The organism is Fibrella forsythiae, from assembly GCF_017353175.1.
GTDB lineage: Bacteria > Bacteroidota > Bacteroidia > Cytophagales > Spirosomataceae > Fibrella > Fibrella forsythiae.
The window spans coordinates 1-20,702 of record NZ_JAFMYW010000015.1 but is presented as its reverse complement, the minus strand read 5'-3'; the positions used below and the strand labels follow the sequence as shown (position 1 = coordinate 20,702).

The following is a 20,702-nucleotide window of genomic DNA, read 5'->3' as shown; positions in this document are numbered from 1 at the left end:
CGTTCACAGCACGTTTTGAGTAGTTCTTGGCAGTCTATACTATCCATAACATTATAAGAACGACCGTTCTCAAAACGTTATAGACGATATTGGTATTATTAAAGCAACCTCTTTGCTTGATAATTGATCAATACCTGAGCTGGTTTAGTAGGCTAATTCAGGAAGCTAGGACTGGGACGGCGTTAGTTTCCTGAATTAGCTATTGCTATTATTGGCCATGAATCTTCTTTCTTTTTCCACTGATCCTAAGCCCTGGACCGTTGAGGAGTCAACGTTTGTGTACGCTGAACCCTGGCTTACCGTCAGGCGCGACGCGGTCCGCCTGCAAAATGGTGGCTACATTCCCGATTATTACACCCTGGAGTACCCCGATTGGATCAATGTCGTGGCCGTTACTAAGGGCGGGGAGCTAGTGCTACTGCGCCAGTACCGGCACGGGATAAAGCAGGTAGCTTATGAGCTTTGTGCGGGGTGTGTTGACCCGGGTGAGCAGCCCCTGGAAGCAGCCCGGCGTGAATTACTGGAAGAAACCGGCTACGGAGGAGGTGAGTGGCGGCTGCTGATGACCCTGTCGGCTAATCCCGGTACCCATACCAACTTGACGTATTCCTATCTGGCCCTGGGCGTTGAGAAGCGCCAGGAGCCGGACCTGGAATTAACGGAGGAAATTTCGGTGCACCTGGTTGAGCTCCAGGAGCTACTGCCGTTGCTGGACGGGGGCCAGGTGCTGCAATCCTTGCATATGGCCCCCCTGCTGCGTTATTGGCTCATGGAGAGCACCCTAAAAGCACGGTAAGAACCAGCTGCAGTCTGGGGTGAACCCGATCCTTTCTGAGTAGTGGTCTTAGCCTCCTGGGTGGCCCAGGGATCTGGGTTTTGATCTGCCACAGGTCTTAACTGGTTAGTTGCCAGGTAAACCTGATGGAGAAGCCAATGTTTCCCCGGCGACCGGCCGGAAAGCGCCTACCGGTGAGCGGTCCGCTAAATACAAGACTTGGCTTATCTGTAGCCAGCGCAGAGACTATAACTGTTCTACTCAGGCCATCAACGTGCGCTGGGCAGCCAGTTGCCGATGCTGCTTTACCCGCCGCCGGGTAGCGGGTAGCCGCCGCCTCGCTATGGCAATCGGTTCCGTACTGATCAGCACCAGATAAGGTGCGTTACCGAATGTGATGTCGGTCAGGTAATCCAAATTAATGATACTCGACTTGTGGACCCGGCAAAACGCAGGCCCGGGCAGCAGGGTTTCGAACAGTTTAAGGGTCTTCGAGGACAAGTAGCGGCGGCTGTCCCGCGTGTAAATATAGGTGTAGTTGCCCGCTCCCTCCAGGCGGACAATGTCGGTGAAGGCCACCAAAAGCAGCTGGTTACCATAGGGCAACTGCAGGTAGGCAGACAGAGAGGGGCTTACTAGTGATCGAACAGGAAGCAGGGAGGTAACTGGCGTGTGGCAGGCAGTAAGCATGCGGATAGCGATTTATTGGTGGAAAAAAGACGAGGCGAAAGTATTGTCTATCAACCGGACCGGAAACCTCTATCTACTGGAGCAGTAAAAAAAGGGGCTCAACTGGCCAATAAGCCGGATGAGCCAAACGGCTCCCTTTACCAACTTCTTCTTAAGGTCGACCCCAGGGCGGGCAGTTAGCGCTGGCAGTCACTCGTTCTGTGCCCGGCGCATAAGCCATATCGAAGGCTGTCCAGGGCTCTTTACAAGGCGCTGCAGGGCCAAACAGCGCCCTGCTTAGATAATGACCCGGCAGAGGGCCAGAAAGCTGCCGTAGCCTTTCTTACGGGAATCTTGCTAGGCCCATCCCGGCGGCTACCGGTCGATCCGGCCTGGTGGCTTCACTGGGCGAAACCGACGGTTGGGGCCTGATTCTCTCCGGTTGGCCGAAATGACGCCTTAGCGATCCTTTCGCACCGGCCATCTTTGCAGGGCCAGCCAGGATAAAGTGTCCATCAGCTGGCCAGCAACTTTCCTCTTTTATCCATTCCTGTTCGCTCAATTTTTCACCAACCGATTTCAGAATTATGACCAGCTTAGTCAATCCCAATCGCCTTATCTTGCTGCTGCTGCTGCTTGTGAGCTCGCTCTCAGCCTGCAAAAAAAACAACGATGTTACCGCGCTGGATGCCGCCGCCTCGGTGGCTGGCCGATACACCTTCTCGGAACTAAGCTACGGTGGACGGGTGGTTTCTGCGGCCGATTCAGACCTTAGGGGCACCATCACCCTGACGCGTCAGTCGGCCAGCTCAGTTGATATGGTCATTGACCTGCGCATTAAAAGCACCAACGATGAGTTTGTAGTACAAACTGTCAACGGGGTTCAGCTGGCAACCCAAGGTGAGCTTACTACTTTGCGCTACCAGGGCGACCAGCTTGCCCAGATCAAGGGTAATAAGCTTACCATCGAGGGCGATGACGCCGACGGAGTTCCCTTCGCGGTGACAGCCACCAAATAAACCCTGGTCCAAAAGTGGGCTACGCTTACCCATTCAAAGGAAAAAACCAGCTAGAAGAAGACGCAAAACCATTATTTTGCGTCTTCTTCTAGCTGGTTTTTTATGGCTATTACCGCGTCAGCAGGTGACACAACCGCTTTTGTGGCCCATGAGCCACCCCTCTTTTTGCCCGGCCTTAGTCAGCCCTTGGATCCAGCTTCCATCAGCCGGGTACAGGCCAGTGGTAACTACAGTTTCATCTACCTAACGAACCGTTCACGGCCGCTACTGGTGATTACTGCCCTGAAATACATTGCCCATAGCCTTCCGACTTTTCTGCGCGTGAGTCGATCCTCACTCATCAACCCGCGCTGCGTTAAGGATGTCGTGCGGCTTACTTCCTGCCGGCAACTACGGCTCAACGATGACACGGCCATTAGCATAGCCCGGCGTCGATGGCCCACCGTTGCCCGGCAGCTGGGTCTAGCCCTTAAAACCAAGTCAGTGGCAGCTTAAGTTGGCTACACATGCCAGTTACCAAAGTAATTAATCCATCGCCCGCCAAAACTGCGGGAGTTGGTGTCCGTGGACCAGTATGATGCTCTATGAGCGTTAAGCCGGATACTCCTCGAGGAAAAAACGGGAATACTAAGCCAAAATACTATTAGTAAAATACTAAAACTTAGAGGAATAGTTTAACTTTGTAACTAAGTTTTTAGTTGTTAAGGCTAATAACACCCATCCTCTTAGCATTTTCACTGCGTTTTTAGCAGCAATAAAGGCCATTTTTAGCGATCGAACCTCTTAAAATGAGAATGCGTTAAAAAGGCGCGAGTCAACCAAAACAGCTCTACCAGAAAAGACCATGCAAGCCACCTACCACCTTAAACCAGATCAGGTAGATGATCACTTGATGCAGGCGATCCGGGAGCTTTTCAAAAATGAAGATGTGCTGACCATCACCGTATCCTCGACCGGCAAGCCGGGAGGGCAGCACAAAACGCTTTTTTACAGTTTGTTTGGCAGCTGGCAGGGCCAGGAAACCGGTGATGAGCTGACCCTGCAGATTTATTCAGCCCGCCAAAGCGGGGATCGACCGGTAGATCTATGAGCCGCTACCTGCTGATACCAATATTTACATTTACTTCATTAAGGGCGAGTACGATTTACAAGTAAAAATTCAGCAAGTCGGTTATCTCTCCTGCTACATCTCAGAAATAACGATTGCTGAGCTTTTGTACGGCGTGGAGAACAGCGCTCCGGATCGAAAGGCCATCAACCGGTAACGGATCTACGGACAGCGTTTGGCGCGCGGGTACTGCCCGTTAGTACCTGTTTGGCCGAGTACGCCCGTCAGAAAGCCAGACTCCGGAAGATGGGCCGACGGGTGGATGATCTGGATATCTTTATCGGAGCAACTGCCCTGGCTGGTGGCCTAACCCTGGTAACCCGTAACACCAAGGATTTTGTCAATATGGACGGCATTATTCTGGAGAACTGGATTGATAGCTGAGTCGTCTGAGGCGGGACCGTGCTTCCCCGCAAACCACTCTTCCAACTGCGGCTTTGTAGCCTGAGCGGCTACCCGGAACAGGAACCCGGGCCCGCCCCCCCCCCAGCGCCACCCCTTTTTCATTAGCAATTCCTTTACGAAGGTCAAGAGGTCCAGATTTCCACAATTCTGATCGCTCTGTTATAGGTTTTTTTTTAGATATTAGTCTACTATAGGTTTGTGAGACAAAGTGCACGTACTTTCTGAGACAAACCGCTCGTGGATAAGTCGGGTAAGGTGAGACAAACTACACGTGGATAACTGGGGCAGACGGGCGGGGTGAGACAAACCGCTCGTGGATAACTATATGTTGATAATCAATGACTTAGTCAAAAAAAGCAACGCAGGTTGACAGGCAGGTTATATTTTTATCCACATTTTTTTTAAACCATTGATTACCAGTATTTTATCCTAAAAACTGAGACAAACTACACGTAGCCTAACCGGGGCGTCCAAAAATCCCTTTCACGGTTTCTGAGGGCCTATAGTTGGCTTCTTTTAGCCCCGAAGTGAGACAAAGTGCACGTACTTTTAGTCCATTCCAGGCAGCTCAGGCTACTGGCCAGGGAGCGGTGGTGGGCCAGGATCCGGGCTTTGTGGAGAGGCTGGTCCGGGCAAGGATTGTTTGCCAGCGCCGGGAACCAGGACCTTGTGCGGTACGGGCGGCGGGGACAGACGCAGATTGAAGCCCTTGTTGGGTATCTCCTCGATCTGCGAGGCGTAATACTGGGTACGGACCACGCTTAGGGTCTTGCGAAAGATCTTCTTAAAGTCATTCATCCGGTCATAGCCTTGACCAAATTGCAGCTTGATGCTCTCCCATGAGACAAACTGCACGTCTTTGGGGCCAATCCGGTGCAGCCGCTGGGCCAGCCACGAATAGATATCCAGCGCCATGGCATTGTGGGAGAGTGCAGCCAGCGCCCGCTCATCCAGCGGAATGGCGTGGTGCATCAGACTCTGAAAATAATCTTCATTGAGCTGCACCCTGGAGGGCCACAAAACGCGTTGCTTCTCATTCTTGGGAAACCACAGATCAAAAGCATTGATGATTTGCAGATCGTACTGCATGCCCCGCACGCCATTGGAAAAACCCAGGCTCAGCTTGGCCGTTGACAGCCTGCGCAGTTGCTCTTTGACCTCCCGGATTGTCCGCCCGTCCAGACTCAGCCCAATGCGCTTGATAAAGGCTGACATGGAGCCTTCTACATCGATTATCCGGCTCTGGCTCTTGATGGCCTCCGAGTTGATGTGCGCCAGGATCAAACGGGCTTTGGTCCCGTATGGTAGCCCAATATCTTCCATAATGCCGTTCTGATTGAAGGCACCACCCGCCTGGACGGCCAGGCTCACGTGCCCCTGCTTCTGCTGCCAGACCCGCACCCCATCCCCCGGGTTACGATACGGCAAAAAGGTTTGGCACAGCACCGAATGCTGAAAGATGGCGTCCTCGATGGTAGCCTTATCGTGGGCAATCTCGTAGGCGGTCTGCACCAGCCGCTCGGTAACGCGGCTGGAAGAGGGCAGGCTATCCAGCCCGGATTTATCAGTTGTCATGGAAGGGGGCCTTAAGGAACGCCGGAGGAATTATTTACGCTTCGCCTTATCGCGTTTGATCTTCTCCTCGATGGCCTCCACAATAAAGGCATTACGAGAAAGCCGTTGCCGCTTGGGAAGCCCGGCCAGCAGCTGATCGATCTCCTGCACCTGGCTTTCGTAGGTCCGAATCAGGATGGTTTTAATGGCATCTTCCTCGGGGCTAGTCGTAGGCTTAGCCTCTTTGGCCAGCGTAGAGGAGCCACCTTTACTGATCAGCGCTTCAATGTGTTTCTCGTCCACAACGACCGGTTTTGGCGCTGGAGGCGTGGGCGTTCTTGCAATAGCCATGATAGCAGTTGTTATAGCTGTTTTGATATCAGATGTGATACTACATTCGATAGTAAATGTGATATTACGAACGATATCATTAAAAATCAATATGCCTTGATTGCCAGGTCAGAAAACAAAGCATCGTAAAGCGCCTTAAACTCATCAGTCGCCTTTTTGTCTCTGGGCTTCATCTCAAAAATTCCTAGGCCGTAGCTGATGGCATTGGCGAATGCCTTACGCTGCACCAGGGGCGTGTCCAGGTAGGTAATGACCGAGGACTCGCCTAGCAGATCGGCCACATCCTTGTTATCGCCTCCCTGCGAGTCGGCGCGGTTAATAAACGAAAACGCTCTGAGCTTTGGGTTGACCAGTTGCATCTCCGAGACCAGACTTTCTACCTTCTCCAGGGTCCACACGTCCAGCGAGCGGGGATAAAACGGAGCCAGGTACACATCCGTAATGGAGAGCGCTGCCCGCTGGCTAGTGGTATCACGTCCTCCAGTGTCAATAACCACATCATCAAATTTGCCAGCCAGCTTAAGCACCTCCGAGCGGACCTCCTTATCAGACTGGCGAATAGCCGTGTAGCCTGTCTGGCCACCGGTGGCCGCCGCCCGCTGAAGAGAGAAGGCATGCGCCGATCCCTGATCGTCGGCATCCACAAACAGAACGTCCCGTCCCTGAGCGGAGAAGTAGATGGCCAGATTGGTCGCGAGAGTGGTCTTCCCGCTTCCCCCTTTTATGCCTCCCGTAGTAATTATCATGTAGACCCTTAGTATGAATGGTTTACGCCTTACCAGTATATCAGGCGTAATATTACAAGTAATATCTATATATATAGCACTTTACTATCTATGATGATATCGTTTGTAATATCATTTTTGATATCACTTTTGGGGTATTGTGATTGACCTACGACGGGCAGTCTTCCTTTCTCAGCCAGGTTTAACCTCGGGCGTTTGGCCCAGGTAATTTGCCCTTTATTTACCCATCCATTTTTTGAAATCGGCAGAACGTTCTCGGCTAACCAGCACCTCATCAGCGGCGGCAGGCTTAAGCGTTAGCTTAAGTTTGCTATTGAAATAAGGGTGGATTTGCTGCACCGACTGGACATTGATCATAAACTGGCGGTTGGCCCTGAAAAAAAGCGCCGGATCAAGCATGGACTCCAATTCGTCCAGCGTATAGTCAAGCGAGAACTTTTGACTCGTTATAGTGCGCAGCAGGGTAACGCCGTCTTCTGAATGAAAATAGGCGATTTCTCCCGTCTCGATGGGCAGCCACTGAGATAGATGCCGGACTAGAAACCGACGTCGGTACTCAAGGGGCTGAATTTGCTGCCGTAGCTGCTGCACCAGCGCATCAATCGATACGGCGGGAAGGGCTAGTGGCTCAGACTGGCCCTTGAGGTCGTGGTATTTTTGCAGACTGGCCGCCAGATCGAGCCTTTTGATGGGTTTCAGCAGATAATCAATGCTATTGACCTTAAAGGCCTTAATGGCGTACTCGTCGTAGGAGGTGGTGAAGATCACCGGAGCTGGCACGGTTGCCTGTTCAAAAATTTTGAAACTTTGCCCATCGGCCAGTTCGATATCCATGAAGATCAAGTCAAGCGCTGGCTGGCTTTGCAGGTAGGCAACCGATGTCCGAATGCTGGGAGCCGTACTAACCACCTGGAGCTGGGGATCGATCTCGGCCAGTAATTTGGTTAGCTTGCGGACGGCTAATTCTTCGTCTTCAATTATCAGGACATTCATTCGATTTGTGCAGTTAATAGACTCATTGATTGACCACCTAAATTAAAGCCAGTTGAACGCCCTGGCAAGCAGCTGGTGCTTAGACTGCTTGCCAGGGCAGCAGTCTAAGCACCAGCTGCCCATTATTTATCGATAAAGACGTTGGCCAGCGCGTTACCTTCATAGGTAGCCGTCTCATCTGTATTCAGCGTTGCCTGGAAACCAACATAGACTCCGTATCCACCGCTTCCCACGATACGGGTGTTGCGCAGCGTCAGGGAGGCGTTGTTGCCATAAAGCGCCAGATTAGCCCGTTTGGTCGATAGAATGGCCGTGCTACCCGCGTTTAAAATATCGGCGTTTTCAAGCCGACTTTGGTTACTGGTCGAATGAGATAGTATGCCCGTCCAATAGGCCGCCTGACCAGCTGCGCCCGTGAACGTTATCCGCTGAGCGGGCGTACCCACCGCATTCAAATAACCAGTCTCATCAACGATGATTGATACATCCCGGGCCACTTCAATGATGACGCCCGGACTTAGTTTCCAGCCCGACCTTACCTGCATTCGCCGCATGATGCGGTAAGGTGTTTTGTCGGCGAACCCTGGCCAGGCGATTACGGTCCCCTGAGCGCTATTGTTGCCCAGGTATTCCCCCTTTACCTCCACGACATTGCGGCCATTGGCACCCGTAAACTGCGAGGCAGCATCCAGTTTGGCTACGCTTTCGGGGGGCAACACAATGCCTGCTTCCGCATTACTAGTGAAGCTATTAGCCGTAAACTCCCGAAGAACAGCCTCCTCGTACACATACAAACCGTACCCGTCATGCTGACTAAACAGCGTGTTTTTAAAGGCGATCTGACTGCCCTTGAATAGGGCCATTCCCATTTTTGTATTGTCGAGCATGGGGCTGCTACCGGCGTGCAGAATCTCGACCTGTTCCATTAGGTTAACGTTACTCTTTGAATAAAGCATGATACCCGCCCAGTAGCCCCTGGTCTGATTTACGCCCAGGAAACGAATCTTTTTCTGGGGTGTTCCCTGGGCAATAAGAATACCACCGTTGTCATTGATCGACAGGCGCACATCCCGCTCAAAGGCGACGACAACACCGGGAGCCAGGGTTAACTCGGCTTTGACGGCGAGGTCCTTGGGCACAATGTAGTCCGGCAGATTGGGATTGGTAAGGCGGTCAACCAGCAAGGTTTTGACGGTGATATCTTTATCGATAGTCAGGGGCTGGGCAACAGCGGCAACAATAACTACCTTATCGGTACTCTTACCCGCAGCGCTTGATAAGGTCAACTCCAGTTCGTATTCCCCTACTTCATCCGGAGTAAAAGTGGACTTGATTGTAGCAGTGCTGCTCAGCGTAGCGCTGCTTTTGGCGGGCTTGCGAAGCATGACCCACTGGATGGTGAACGGCTGGTTTTGGGGCGCTTGCGAGGCGCTGCCATCGATACTGACCACCTGGCCGACCTGAACCTGCTGATCATCGCCCGCCCGGGCCGTCAGCGCATCGAGGGGAGCAGGATCGGGATCTCTCTTGCAGGCACTCAGCAGCACCATCAGGCCTACTAGCGGTATAACGAGCTTTTTTGTAAAGGCGTAGGCCAGTTGAGGGAGCCGCAAAAGCCGGTGACCCGGAATATGTTGTTTGGTTTTCATAGAGGAGAGCCGCGGCCGCAAAGCAGCGTGTTTTGGTTGATTGGTCGAAAGTAGAGTCCTTCTGCCGCTAGCCCCGGCCTAAACCCCTCGAAACGGAGAAAGCCCCTGCTGAAGCGTCATCAGGGGCAGATAAAAGCTCGTAGTGCTACTTGATCAGTCAACCTGACGCAGTAGTTCGGCCGTCGATCAGGTAGTAATCAGGTGCAGGGCGACCACAAATTGGCCCGCCTCCTGGCGCACGGTGGGCAGGGGCTGACCCAGCATCTGGTAACGGGCAATGATGTTGCTGAGGCCAACGCCGTTAGATAACACGTCCTTTTGCTTTGGCTGGAGGTTGTTGCGCACGTGTAGATTGGCCAGCTCGTCAGTCTGAATCTCAATAACCAAGGGTTGATCGGCCAGCACCACGTTGTGCTTGACGGCGTTCTCAATCAGCAGCTGCAGGGTCAGCGGCGGCAGCAGATGCCGACCAAAGCGGGGATCTACCCGGGTTATGAGCTCAAACCCCGCTCCGTGCCGGGTGCGCAGCAGGTGCGCGTAGGAATGAATAAACTCCAGCTCGCTGTCCAGCTCGGTCAGGTTACGCTCGTTGGCCCGCAGCACGTAGCGGTAGACCGAGCTAAGCTCCTCGGCAAAAAGCTCGGCCTGCGAGGGATTCTCCCCAATCAGGGCAATGAGCGAATTCAGGCTGTTGAAGAGAAAGTGCGGATTGATCTGCTGCTTGAGCACCTCCATCTGCCGCTGCAGATGAAGCTGCTTGAGATCAAACTCCCGCTGGGTGCTCTTTTGCAGCTGCCCGTAGGTGAAGATGGCTTCGTGGCATCCCGCCGAGATCACGTTGGTGACGAACCCAATCATCAGGATCCAGGGTATGGTCTCGGCTTTATAGGGCAGACCAAAACGGTCGTAGCTCCAGTAAATCAAGGGGATGACTACCATCATTACCCCCACGTACATCAGCATAGAATACAGCAGACGCTGGCCAAACTGATCGGGTGCGCCGTAGCTATAACGCATGTACTTCATCCAGGAAGTCAGCGTCAGGAATATAACCAGCGCCCAGCCATTTATGATCAGCGTAGCCGTTGTAAAGAGCGGACCATCCTGAACATAAGCGGGGCCAAAGATGATGTAGTTGGCGATGATAACCGCTGGATAGTTGAGCAGATAAATCAGAATATCATAGCGGTCGAAGCTGACCCATTGTTTCATAGCCAAATAAGAAATCCTTCCGTCAAAGGTACGCCCTAAAGGCCACCATCCTTAGTGGACTATAAGGCTGAGGGCTGATCAGGTGGCAATCAAATGCAGGGCAACTACAAACCGCTCGGTTTCCTGGCGCACGGCGGGCAGGGGCTGATTCAGCATCTGGTATTTGGCGATGATATTGGCCAGCCCCACGCCATTGGACAAAACGCTCAGCATCTTTGGCTGGAGGTTGTTGCGCACGTGTAGATTGGCCAGCTCGTCGGTGTATATCTCCACCCTCAGGGGTTGATCGGCCAGCACCACGTTGTGCTTGACGGCGTTCTCAATCAGCAGCTGCAGGGTCAGCGGCGGCAGCAGATGCCGACCAAAGCGGGGATCTACCCGGGTTATGAGCTCAAACCCCGCTCCGTGCCGGGTGCGCAGCAGGTGCGCGTAGGAATGAATAAACTCCAGCTCGCTGTCCAGCTCGGTCAGGTTACGCTCGTTGGCCCGCAGCACGTAGCGGTAGACCGAGCTAAGCTCCTCGGCAAAAAGCTCGGCCTGCGAGGGATTCTCCCCAATCAGGGCAATGAGCGAATTCAGACTGTTGAAGAGAAAGTGCGGATTGATCTGCTGCTTGAGCACCTCCATCTGCTGCTGCAGATGAAGCTGCTTGAGGCTAATCTCCCGCTGGGTGCTCTTTTGCAGCTGCCCGTAGGTGAAGATGGCTTCCAGGATACCTGCCGAGATAATGTTGGCGGCAAAGCCAATCAGTACGATCCAGGGTATGGTCTCAAACCGGTAGGGCAGTTTCTGCCACTCGTAGACGCCAAACAGAAGCAGCGTCATCACGATCGTAATCAGGGCATAACCCAGCATGGAGTAGAGCAGTCGCTGCACAAACTGATCGGTGCCACCGTAGCGGAATCGCAGGTATTTAGCCCAGCCCGTGTTGATCAGAAAATGAGTGGTCGCTGAGGCATTGATGATAAAGGTCGACTTGATGAAGAGGTCCTTATCGGTGAAATAGGACGGCCAAAAAATAATGTAGTTGGCGCAGATGACGGCCGGGTAGATAAGCAGAAAGGCCAGACCATCTGTACGGTCCACTTTAAACCAGCGGCTCATGCGTCAAAACAGATAAAGAAAGCGGATCTACAGGGAGGGGGAGGTATGGCTATCAAGCGCTCGTCCACCTGCTTAGCAGTCTGGCCAGCAGGTGGACGAGCACTTAATCAGGGCAAGGGCGGGCGAGGAGCAGGCACCACGTTGGCCACAGGCTTGAGCGATTTGAGGTAAGAAAAGATGGCCTTCAGATCGCCGTCAGTCATGTTGGTGTAATTTGGCCAGGGCATGGGCGGCAGCAGCGGGCGGGCATTGTCCAGACCTTTGAGCTTTCCCTGCCGCATGGCCTTACTGAACTGAGTCAACGACCATTTCCCGATGCCACTGGCGTCAGGCGTCAAATTGGCCGCGAATGACACGCCCCAGGGACCAATAAAGGCCGTATTCTGCCCGTTGAACAGCATCCATTGACCCGTTTTAACCAGGTTTTTGTCGTACTCACCCAGCGGCTCGGCGCTGTTGTAGCCCGCTAGAAAGCGGTCCATATCGGGCCGGGGACCCTGAGGCGTCATTTTTTTGGGCGCGTGGCAATCGCCGCAGCCCATGACCGTCACCAGGTACTGGCCCCGTTTGATCAAGGCATCCTTGGCCGGATCCTGGTGCGGGGAAACGACTGCTTTTCCTGATTTGTGGGTAGCGGGCGGACTGGTAAAGGCACAAACCAGTCCCATGACGGCTATAGCCGTCAGATAAATCCATTTCATCTGCGGGGAGAGTTAGTAAAAGTAAAGTCAATAACCTAGCTACCTAGCTGCCAGCCGGGCTGCTGGGTAGCGTAAATCAAGTTGTTAATCCGTGAGATCGACCGGTAACCTTTGCTTACCAGGCATCAGGTTCAGTTTCTTCAGGCGCGCCGGGTAAAGAGGCCTTTATTGGGTAGCCGAAAGTATTGCTCGGCATCCTGATACACCAGCGTGGGTACCTCGTTGGAGAATTCTTTAAAGTCCCGGATAAAATGAGCCTGGTCCGAATAGCCAAAGTTGTAGGAGACGTCCAGCCAGTTGGGAGTAGCCGAGGTTTGCTGAAACGATTCGTAGGCGTTTCTAAACCGAATAATGCGCTGATACATCTTGGGCGAGGTACCGTAGGTATCTTTAAAGCTTCGTTCCAGTTGCCGCTTGCTGATAGATAAGTGCGCGCTAAGACCCTCAATCGAAACGTTCCCTTTCGCCTGGCGAATCAGCTGGGTTGCCGCCACCAGATAGTTCCGCTCGGCCTTCAGGTGCTGAACCCTGTTGAAGAGGAACTGCTCCACTTCGTTAATGACCAGCTGCATATCGACCAGACCATGCACATTGTCCATCAACCGGTTCATATCCCGTCCGAAGAAGCTCTCCAGATCCGTGAAGTTATTGAACAGCGAAGCCACGGGTACGTTGAAGAGCTGAAGCAAACTTTCTGGCTTGAGTCGAATGCCAAACTTACGGCCCGTTCCGACGGCCTTCCAGTGTACAGTCGACCGGTAGAGTCCCACAAAGAAGGCCTGCGGCAGCTTCTGCCAGCAATTGTCGAATAAAGCGTAAGCGGGATTGTCGTCCAGGTGTAGAATCAGCTCCAGGGCCCCAAACGGCAAACAACGCTGCACGGGCGATTCCGCAAGACCCTGGGTTTCGAAGTGATGCAGCCAGTAGCACTCAACGAAGGGTTGCAGCGCTAAAGAGGGTTTAAATTCCTGGTAACTTGTCTTCATGACCTTGAGTATCAATGGCAAACTACGGGCAAACGACACGGCAAAAGTAAAAGCTGACAAAACGGGGTATTGAAAAAAAGCGACATTTTCCAAAATACCTATTCGGCTTTAGGCTACGGCCAGAGCCGCCTGTACGCTACCTAGCCGCTCGGCGGACAATTCCTCCTTAGCCAGACCTAAGAACATATCGAATACCGCCGGGGGAGCGCCCTGTTTGAGGCCCGTCAGCCACTCTATCATCTCCTTATCATTGATCGAGCGCATCATCCAGCGACTTTCGGCCAGCAGCGTCTGGGGCGCAATAGACTGAATGATTTGCCCTTCCATCTGACGAATCTCCTCATCGGTGTAGTGCGTCCACAGCAAATACATCAGCACGTTCTCCTCTTTGTTCATGTGGTAGAGGTTGAAGGCAATAAACTCGGAGAAGGCGTAGCAGATGCGTTGACCAAAGATCTCCTGCTCAAAGGGCGAGGCCGTTGACCAACCCTGAACATGATCAAGCAGCGTCTGGGTCAGGCGATGATCAATTTCATGGTCTTTTTCCAGCTCGTCAATCAACTGAGCGTTGTGCGTGCGAACGTGGGGCAGAATAAACTGGTCTTCGTTGTCGGCGTGTTCTTCCAAAAAGGAGAGAACTTCTTTGAGCTGCTCGACGGCAAGGCTGGCCTGAGGGCGGGAGAAATCGGTTTGCTGCAGGCGGAGCGCCGTATCATAGAGCATGCCGCGCAGCCCTTTGTGGATTTGATTGAACACATTGTAGCGCTGATGTTGCAAGGTTTGAATCATGAGTAGAAGAAGTTAACTTGTTTTTACCGAACGGCGGTTGCTTCGAATTCTATGGCGAGCTGGGGAAAGGCCAGGGCTTTGACCTCCATCAGGGTGCCCGAGGGCCGGCAGCCGGCCTGGGCTAGCCGGTCGATGACTTGGCCGTAGCCCGCAAAGAACTGCTCCACCGAGGTGGTGTAAAAATTAAGCCGCACCACATTGGTCAGCGAGTAGCCTGCCTTGGCCAGCACCGTTTCCAAGTTATCTAAACCTAGCTTGATCTGCCCGTCCATATCCGTCGCAACGGGCCGTCCGTCGGGATCCATGGCGGCCTGTCCGGCGCAGTAGAGCGTGTGGCTGGCCTGAGGAATCTCAACGGCCTGGGCGTACCCTAGCTGGTCTTGCCAAGTCCAGGGGTTAATGGTCACTTGTTTCATGAGTAGTAGTAAAAAAGAAGCGTGCGTGTACTTGCGTTTTAGTTGATTGCTGGGCAAAAGTAAACTGGGCTACAGGGCTGGTATTGAATAAAAGCGACAAGGCGAAAATGACCCTACTAACCTTCTACCAGATCGTCAGGTAGCGCCGTTGCAGCTCGGCAGCGATGCCTTTTTTAATGGCCTGTCTGCCCAGCCAGTGCAGCAGCGGCTGAAGAAGGCTCATCCAGCCCGTCAGGCAGGTGCCGCTGATCATGATCAGGTAACCCAGCTCAAAGGGATTTTTGGGTGCGCCCTGGGCGTTGACCTTGCCATCACGGGCCAGCCCGTAGGTAATCTGAAGGAACTGCTCAAAACCCGGACATCCCGGGGCAATCCGGCAGACAAACCGGCACAGCTTGTCGGTTTGATTAAAGAAACGGTGATGGCTTTGGGCCGGGGCCGTCGCTGACTCGCCCGGCTGAAGCCGGATGATCTGGCGACCGACCTGAAGGCTCAGCTCACCCTCTAGGCAGGTAAACGTTTCGGCAAAATCCTGGTGAAAGTGCAGCGGGTTGCCACCTCCGGCGGCCAGGCTAACCTCGACCAGCGTATGTTGACCACTGGTCTCGATGCTGGTCTCCAGAAAAACGACTTCATCCTGCAGAATTGGATTGGTGATCGTGCGTAAGGCACTGGCTTGAGGGCGGGGGGCTTTAGTGGTTACCATGAATTGATTGTTTGATTGACAATGGGCCCATTCAGGCCTTAGAGCCGCTGCATTAGGTCAGCAGACCGGCGTTGATAGGACAAAGGTGTCCGGGCTACCAGAAGGCACCAACGCCGGGGCAGATGAAGCGGAATTAATGGTCAATGAACCGGCAGAAAGCCGCGTGCCGAACGGCAGTGAAGCCTAAGCCTGGTGCTTGGTACAGCCTTTCCTACAGTGTATCAGAACCCTAGGGCAGCACACTGAACTTGATTAGCCACTTAAGAGGGGCTTTATGACGCTTCATCTTGGTGCTTCTCCGCTTCATCGGCTTACCCCCTCGTCAGCCCCGCTTACCCCGCCAATTTTGCCATCGTCCGCCGGGACAACCGATCTCTTTCAAACCAACAATCCGATGCATCATTTCAGAAAAATAGCCTCACTCGCCCTTGTATTCCTGCTTACCAGCGCGCTGGGCAGCTGCAAACACGACCATACGCCCACGCCCGGGGTAGACCCGCCCGGGATAGAGACGCCCACCGAGCCCCCTCTTGAAACGCCGTTTACCCCAATCCCTGATGAACTGGTTGGTACCTGGTTTGCGGACCATAACGAGGGACCACTGACCATCGACTGGCAGAAGGGCACCTTTCAGGGTGAGCAGGGTTTTCGGGAGTTCCGCACCATGGTGTTTGCCAAAGACGGCAGGAATGCCGTAGAATACACCACCGAGGTAGCTAACGTTGGCAACGAAACCCGGCAGATTTTCTACAAGATCACCGGGACGCTGGTCTACCAGGACAATCCCGCCTCCCTAACCTTTTACGCCCAGAGCGGCATCCGGCGCGTCTTCAGCTCCGCCTACTCCGGCTACCGGGACGCCCCCATTCTGGCCAGCGACATGCAGCGCTACCGGATTGTGTGGGAAAAACCGCAGGCCACCAACATGAGCTCAGCCAAGAATTTTCTAACGGCCACCATTACCGACCGAAATGGTCGCTATTCGGTCAAATACGAAAAGGTGGGCAGCGCCAGCCAGAGGCCAACTACGGGTCTGCCCTCAACTACGCCCATTACCACCGGAACGTCGGTAAAAATCGGGGTGCTCTACTACCCAACCGTCCTTATAGGCAATCAGGAATGGCTGGCCACCAATTACGCCGGTCCTGGCTCCCTGAAAGAGAACTCTAAACCCGAGTATGGTACCTTTCTGGAATACGCTGACTTAAAGAATGTTCCCCTGCCGACGGGGTGGCGCATACCAACCCGGCAGGACTACGTTACTCTGCTGGAGTCGCAGGGCATTACGGTCTACGACTGGGGTACCGATGGCGACGATGTGACCTCAAAGCGGCTGCTGGGCCAACTAATGGCCACCGATGCTTGGACCAAGAAGGACGGCTACGCCAACAACCTGTCGGGCTTTAACGCCATTCCCGCCGATGTGCGCAGGCCAAACGGCACCAATTACGGGGAGGGGTCAAACTGCACCTTGTGGACCTCCGGGCGCGACAGCCAGGATAGTCCCCTGGTCTTCAATATCATCCAGCTACCGGGTAGCACCTACGCCCGCTTCACGCCCCAGGCCCTGTCCACTTTTCCAACGCTCACTCCCCTTCGGCTGGTCAAAACCAGGTAGCCGCCCGCTATCACCTTTTTCCGATCGCTAAAAAATAACTCGTAGCATGAAACGTCTTCATTACCTGCTGGCTGGCTGGGCGCTTATGGCCTGTTTGGCCAGCTGCAAACACGACCCCAACCCGGAGCCCGCCGTTGATCCGCCCGGCGGGCAGCCTCCCCTAACCACTGAGGTGGGCCAGCCTGCGGGCGAGGCCACCAGTAAGCTTATTGGCCCCCAGGGCGGCAGTCTTACCTCGGCCGACGGAACCCTAGAGTTAACCCTGCCAGCCGGGGCGCTGGCCCAGGCCACGACCATTACCATCCAGCCAATCACCAACCAGGCTCCCCATGGCCTGGGCCTGGCCTACCGATTCCTGCCCGATGGCACCCAGTTCGCCAGGCCCGCCACCCTTACGTGGCACTATAAAGCCTCGGCCGTAGCGGCCAACGACCCGGATCTGCTGCGGGTAGCCTTCCAGGGAAGTGATCAGACCTGGTATCAGGTGCCGGGCGTAGAGGTTGATACGGCTACTCATCAGATGAGCCTGCCCATGCCGCACTTCAGCGACTGGAGCGCCTACGAAGTGGCCGAAATTGAGCAGCTGAATCTGGACGGAGGTCCCAACCTGGGCGCTTATCTGGACTTTGGCGCCTCGACTAGCCTGGCCGTCACCTACGCCCGGCTGGCGCCCCTGGTGCCCGGCAGCACCGACAAGCCCTTGGAGATAAAGGCCATCACCTGGTCGCTGCCAGGCGGCTCAGCCAACGGCCAACTCAGGGGCACCGGTGACAGGGCCGTTTATACGGCCCCAAGTGGCTATCCCCCCCAGAATCCGGTGACCGTTGTGGCCGAGGTAAGCTTTACCAACAGCGAGCGGAAAGTACTCCTGCTCAAGCGCATTCTGGTTGGTCCCGACTACTTCACCGGCACCTTCGGGGGCACGCCCTTTGCCTGGGTAAATCACTACTATTACAAGACCGACAAGACCATTCACCTCTCGGGCTGGAACGAGTCGGAATCCCAGTCACTGAATCTGCTGATGGTCGCCCGCAACGTCAACAGGCCCCAGGGCAGTTATTCGTACGTAGCGGGAGGGCCAAAAAACAGCGGGCAGGCCTTTGCCGAGTTTGCCCAGGCCTACGACGGCAAATCGGGCTTTCTCACCTACATCTATCCTTGCGGCTCAGAAAGGCCCTTTATTTCGGGTGGCCAGGTGGTCATCACCCAGGTCGACGAGGTGGACGGGGTCGAATACATCAGGGGAAGGCTAAGCGCGACGCTTTACAATTTGGACGGACCCTGCCCCAGGGCCGTCCTACAAAAGCCACTACAGGCCGAATTCCGTATCCAATCAACGTTTTAAGCTCGTCTTGCGCCCTTCTAAGGTTTCCAACTTTCTCCCCCACAGTCATGAATACCCTTTTTCTTATCCCTGGTCGGCCCTTAGCCAGTGGTCGCCGGTTACTTTTTTTGGTCCTACTACTACTGGGCGTCTCAGCCTGCAAAATAAGCCGCGAGGAGCCAGGCATTCAGCCTGATCCTGGTAGCTCTGCCCCCCTGGACCCTACGGCCCTGGTTTGTGCTCCTGGTGAATCAACCGGCGAAGAGACCACGGCGCAATCCATCGGAGCAGCCGGTGGCACACTGACCTCGGATGATGGCCGCCTGCGGATCGAAATTCCGGCGGGGGCTCTACCCACCGCGCAATCCGTCAGCATTCAGCCCATCACCAACACCAATCCAAGCGGCCGGGGGGTGGCCTACCGGCTGGAGCCCCACGGCATGGTCTTTAGCAAACCCGTCAAGCTGACGCTAGCTTACCAGGAACATGAGCTCAACAGTACCCTGGCCGAGGCCCTGCAAGTGGCCTACCAGACCTCGGAGGGCATCTGGATGGCTATGCCCGGAGCGGCCCTTAACAAGCAGGCCAAAACCCTAACCATTGAAACGACCCATTTCAGCGACTGGAGTATGTTCGCCTCGGTTTATCTCTCGCCCCTGCAAGCCAGCGTGGGACCGGGAGAATCCCTAAGCCTGGCCGTCTACACTACACTCGTTATCCAAGGAGATGAAGCCTTTCTAGCGCCTCTGGACAAGGCCCAGGCCGTTATCCAGGCCCAGCAGCTGGTTGAACTGGGACCTGGCCAAACCGTACCTGTGAGCCGGTGGACAATCTCTTCGGGCGGGGGCAGTCTGGCCCGTAGTGGTCCGGGCAGCACCAACACCTACAGGGCTCCGGGTAGCGTCAATAAGCCCACGCCTGTCACCGTCACGGCCCAGGTCAAATCGCCCTCCGGCAGCTTTTTGCTGCTGCTATCCTCGCTGATGGTCATGCCCCAGGGCATTGTCTACCGAATCGACGGGGGGCCCTGGGTGCATAAGGCAGACGGATCGGCCAGCCGAATTGGTGGTCAGGTCATCAGCATTGGCCGGGCCAAATCAACTGATACCGCCGATAAAAGTCTGGCCCTTACCATTAACATTCCCCAGCTAAACGCCACGCAGGATGTCAATTTGGCCTGGGGCCCCAGCGCCGTATTCATCGGTAAGGAGACGATAGAGGCGACCCCCTATTATCAGTCCATCTACGTTATTAATAAGACGGGACATATAAGTCCGGGAGGCGTCTACTTGAGCCAGATTCAGTATCCGGCCACTGGCAATAACGGGGTCGAGTCCATTACGGTGCGGGGCAACTTCAGCGTTCCTCGGGCGGGCCTGTTTTCGGCCACCGGCTATTTGGGCGAGCACGTTATTGAGGGCTATTTCTGCCTAGGCACGTTTCGCTGAGTGGCCTTATTTCCCGCGTTGGAAGCCTGAATTCCTCCCGCCCTAGCCCGTGATGAGCCGGGGCGTGCGGGCAACTGCCCGCATGAAGCTACCTAACCACTGCGGTTAACCCATCAATTGATCCCTCCTTTTGCGTGAGACAGAATTTTCTACTTGTTGCACCCTGGGACTATCAGCTGTGCGTAGTGATTGAGGAAAACCTGAGACACCTAGGCTACCAGGTAACCGTTGTACATAATAATCATTATTCCTTTAGCTTCTCCGATCTGCTGATCAAAACCCAGTACTGGCTAAAAACGGCTTTGGCAGGGAGCTCTAAAAATGCAGGCAGGACCTACCGGGACACTGGCTGAGGCGATCCGGACCAAGTATTCCTTCGAAAGCTGGCTTAAGGCGGTAACGGCTTATAAGCATCAACAAAGAAAATTAAAGGAGCAGGCTGGCCGGTAGGGGGGTATGCACCCATCAATTAAGTTGGCTGGGGGTACTCTCAGTTGCAGTAACCATGTTTCAGCCTACGAGTGAGAAAATGCAGCTCCAATTATAATGGAGGGGTAGTGGGCAGCGGGGTCCTACCTGGGATTTGACCTGTGCTGAGCGAAGGATTAGGGGCATTCTGTTGCCATAAGGTGCAGTTAGCCCCCGCCCTTAGCGTCAGTTTGCTCAACCAGGATTTGATAAACAGGCCGTAGTTTCTCCGTAATTAGCTGCATCACCTCGACAAAAGACGGCGACTCAGCCATTCCTGTCTTTTTGAGAAAGGCCAACCACTGCCTGGTGCGCTGAGGATACGTGGCGAAGCCAGCGCTAAAAAGCGGGTGATGGGCCGTCAGGACGGTCTGTCGCCACCGCAGCGTCTGCCCGATGGCCTCACCAAGTGTGGCCTCTTGGTAGCGCTCCGTTGCCAGTAACCGGTAGACATCATAAAAATCTTTCATCCGGCTGTTGATCTGGGCCAGATCGATCATGGCATCAAACTTTTCGGCGATTACGGTTACGGGCGAATAGGCCAGTATCTGCGGTTGTTCCTTGGCAAGTAGCGTAGCTCATTCGAACGGGGGCCGGGGTTACTACGTCGCCAAAGCCCACGTCTATTTGCAGCAGCTGACGAATATTGCCCAGGCTACCC

The 20,702-nt window shown here is 54.4% G+C and carries 22 protein-coding genes; 8 read left to right on the top strand and 14 right to left on the bottom strand.

From position 1 onward, the window contains the following. Nucleotides 1-217 precede the first annotated feature (217 nt). Nucleotides 218-796, top strand: a complete 579-nt coding sequence (locus tag J2I46_RS30240) for an NUDIX hydrolase (protein WP_207332845.1) — start codon at nucleotides 218-220, stop codon at nucleotides 794-796. 240 nt (nucleotides 797-1,036) lie between these two features. On the opposite strand, the gene J2I46_RS30235 is transcribed toward J2I46_RS30240, so the two are convergent. After that, nucleotides 1,037-1,465 carry a LytR/AlgR family response regulator transcription factor gene (locus J2I46_RS30235; protein ID WP_207332844.1) on the bottom strand — a complete coding sequence of 143 codons (429 nt, stop codon included), beginning with the start codon at nucleotides 1,463-1,465 and terminating at the stop codon, nucleotides 1,037-1,039. A gap of 566 nt (nucleotides 1,466-2,031) precedes the next feature. Here J2I46_RS30235 and J2I46_RS30230 point away from each other — a divergent pair. From J2I46_RS30230 to J2I46_RS33065, 4 genes are all read left to right on the top strand, one after another. Further along, nucleotides 2,032-2,463, top strand: coding sequence for a hypothetical protein (locus J2I46_RS30230; RefSeq protein WP_207332843.1), 432 nt, complete (start codon nucleotides 2,032-2,034; stop codon nucleotides 2,461-2,463). Between the two features lie 102 nt (nucleotides 2,464-2,565). Further along, the gene (locus tag J2I46_RS30225) at nucleotides 2,566-2,958 is read left to right on the top strand and encodes a LytTR family DNA-binding domain-containing protein (RefSeq protein ID WP_207332842.1); all 393 of its coding nucleotides are present in this window, start codon (nucleotides 2,566-2,568) and stop codon (nucleotides 2,956-2,958) included. Nucleotides 2,959-3,307: 349 nt separating this feature from the next. Beyond that, nucleotides 3,308-3,553 (top strand): hypothetical protein, encoded by a 246-nt coding sequence (locus J2I46_RS30220; protein ID WP_207332841.1) that lies wholly within the window; start codon nucleotides 3,308-3,310, stop codon nucleotides 3,551-3,553. Between the two features lie 207 nt (nucleotides 3,554-3,760). Next, nucleotides 3,761-3,955 (top strand): PIN domain-containing protein, encoded by a 195-nt coding sequence (locus J2I46_RS33065; protein ID WP_374758112.1) that lies wholly within the window; start codon nucleotides 3,761-3,763, stop codon nucleotides 3,953-3,955. Between the two features lie 594 nt (nucleotides 3,956-4,549). Here the strand turns inward: J2I46_RS33065 and J2I46_RS30210 are convergent. The 12 genes from J2I46_RS30210 to J2I46_RS30155 form a co-directional block, all read right to left on the bottom strand. Further along, nucleotides 4,550-5,551 carry a replication protein RepA gene (locus J2I46_RS30210; RefSeq protein ID WP_207332840.1) on the bottom strand — a complete coding sequence of 334 codons (1,002 nt, stop codon included), beginning with the start codon at nucleotides 5,549-5,551 and terminating at the stop codon, nucleotides 4,550-4,552. 30 nt (nucleotides 5,552-5,581) lie between these two features. Continuing rightward, nucleotides 5,582-5,881 carry a hypothetical protein gene (locus tag J2I46_RS30205; RefSeq protein WP_207332839.1) on the bottom strand — a complete coding sequence of 100 codons (300 nt, stop codon included), beginning with the start codon at nucleotides 5,879-5,881 and terminating at the stop codon, nucleotides 5,582-5,584. Nucleotides 5,882-5,967: 86 nt separating this feature from the next. Beyond that, nucleotides 5,968-6,627, bottom strand: coding sequence for a nucleotide-binding protein (locus J2I46_RS30200; RefSeq protein ID WP_207332838.1), 660 nt, complete (start codon nucleotides 6,625-6,627; stop codon nucleotides 5,968-5,970). A gap of 216 nt (nucleotides 6,628-6,843) precedes the next feature. Then, nucleotides 6,844-7,620 (bottom strand): LytR/AlgR family response regulator transcription factor, encoded by a 777-nt coding sequence (locus J2I46_RS30195; RefSeq protein ID WP_207332837.1) that lies wholly within the window; start codon nucleotides 7,618-7,620, stop codon nucleotides 6,844-6,846. 122 nt (nucleotides 7,621-7,742) lie between these two features. Beyond that, nucleotides 7,743-9,269: a right-handed parallel beta-helix repeat-containing protein gene (locus J2I46_RS30190; protein ID WP_207332836.1), complete on the bottom strand. Its 1,527-nt coding sequence runs from the start codon at nucleotides 9,267-9,269 to the stop codon at nucleotides 7,743-7,745. Nucleotides 9,270-9,455: 186 nt separating this feature from the next. Then, a complete protein-coding gene (locus tag J2I46_RS30185; protein WP_207332835.1) occupies nucleotides 9,456-10,481 on the bottom strand; it encodes a sensor histidine kinase in 1,026 nt (341 codons plus the stop codon). 78 nt (nucleotides 10,482-10,559) lie between these two features. Further along, nucleotides 10,560-11,585 (bottom strand): sensor histidine kinase, encoded by a 1,026-nt coding sequence (locus tag J2I46_RS30180; protein ID WP_207332834.1) that lies wholly within the window; start codon nucleotides 11,583-11,585, stop codon nucleotides 10,560-10,562. Between the two features lie 107 nt (nucleotides 11,586-11,692). Continuing rightward, a complete protein-coding gene (locus J2I46_RS30175; RefSeq protein WP_207332833.1) occupies nucleotides 11,693-12,286 on the bottom strand; it encodes a c-type cytochrome in 594 nt (197 codons plus the stop codon). A 140-nt stretch (nucleotides 12,287-12,426) separates the two neighbouring features. Beyond that, nucleotides 12,427-13,272: a helix-turn-helix transcriptional regulator gene (locus tag J2I46_RS30170; RefSeq protein ID WP_207332832.1), complete on the bottom strand. Its 846-nt coding sequence runs from the start codon at nucleotides 13,270-13,272 to the stop codon at nucleotides 12,427-12,429. Nucleotides 13,273-13,380: 108 nt separating this feature from the next. Further along, nucleotides 13,381-14,061, bottom strand: a complete 681-nt coding sequence (locus J2I46_RS30165) for a hemerythrin domain-containing protein (protein WP_207332831.1) — start codon at nucleotides 14,059-14,061, stop codon at nucleotides 13,381-13,383. 23 nt (nucleotides 14,062-14,084) lie between these two features. After that, entirely contained in the window at nucleotides 14,085-14,477 is a 393-nt protein-coding gene (locus tag J2I46_RS30160) for a RidA family protein (RefSeq protein ID WP_207332830.1), read from the bottom strand. A gap of 124 nt (nucleotides 14,478-14,601) precedes the next feature. Next, nucleotides 14,602-15,183, bottom strand: a complete 582-nt coding sequence (locus tag J2I46_RS30155) for a cupin domain-containing protein (protein ID WP_207332829.1) — start codon at nucleotides 15,181-15,183, stop codon at nucleotides 14,602-14,604. 274 nt (nucleotides 15,184-15,457) lie between these two features. On the opposite strand from J2I46_RS30155, the gene J2I46_RS30150 reads away from it, so the two are divergent. The 3 genes from J2I46_RS30150 to J2I46_RS30140 are packed head-to-tail and all read left to right on the top strand — an operon-like array spanning nucleotide 15,458 to nucleotide 19,573. Continuing rightward, nucleotides 15,458-16,801: an FISUMP domain-containing protein gene (locus tag J2I46_RS30150; RefSeq protein ID WP_207332828.1), complete on the top strand. Its 1,344-nt coding sequence runs from the start codon at nucleotides 15,458-15,460 to the stop codon at nucleotides 16,799-16,801. A 46-nt stretch (nucleotides 16,802-16,847) separates the two neighbouring features. Next, the gene (locus J2I46_RS30145) at nucleotides 16,848-18,146 is read left to right on the top strand and encodes a hypothetical protein (RefSeq protein WP_207332827.1); all 1,299 of its coding nucleotides are present in this window, start codon (nucleotides 16,848-16,850) and stop codon (nucleotides 18,144-18,146) included. A 47-nt stretch (nucleotides 18,147-18,193) separates the two neighbouring features. After that, complete coding sequence (locus J2I46_RS30140; RefSeq protein WP_207332826.1) at nucleotides 18,194-19,573, top strand: hypothetical protein; 1,380 nt, start codon at nucleotides 18,194-18,196, stop codon at nucleotides 19,571-19,573. 635 nt (nucleotides 19,574-20,208) lie between these two features. On the opposite strand, the gene J2I46_RS30135 is transcribed toward J2I46_RS30140, so the two are convergent. Next, entirely contained in the window at nucleotides 20,209-20,589 is a 381-nt protein-coding gene (locus J2I46_RS30135) for a nucleotidyl transferase AbiEii/AbiGii toxin family protein (protein ID WP_310589142.1), read from the bottom strand. Nucleotides 20,590-20,702: the final 113 nt, after the last annotated feature.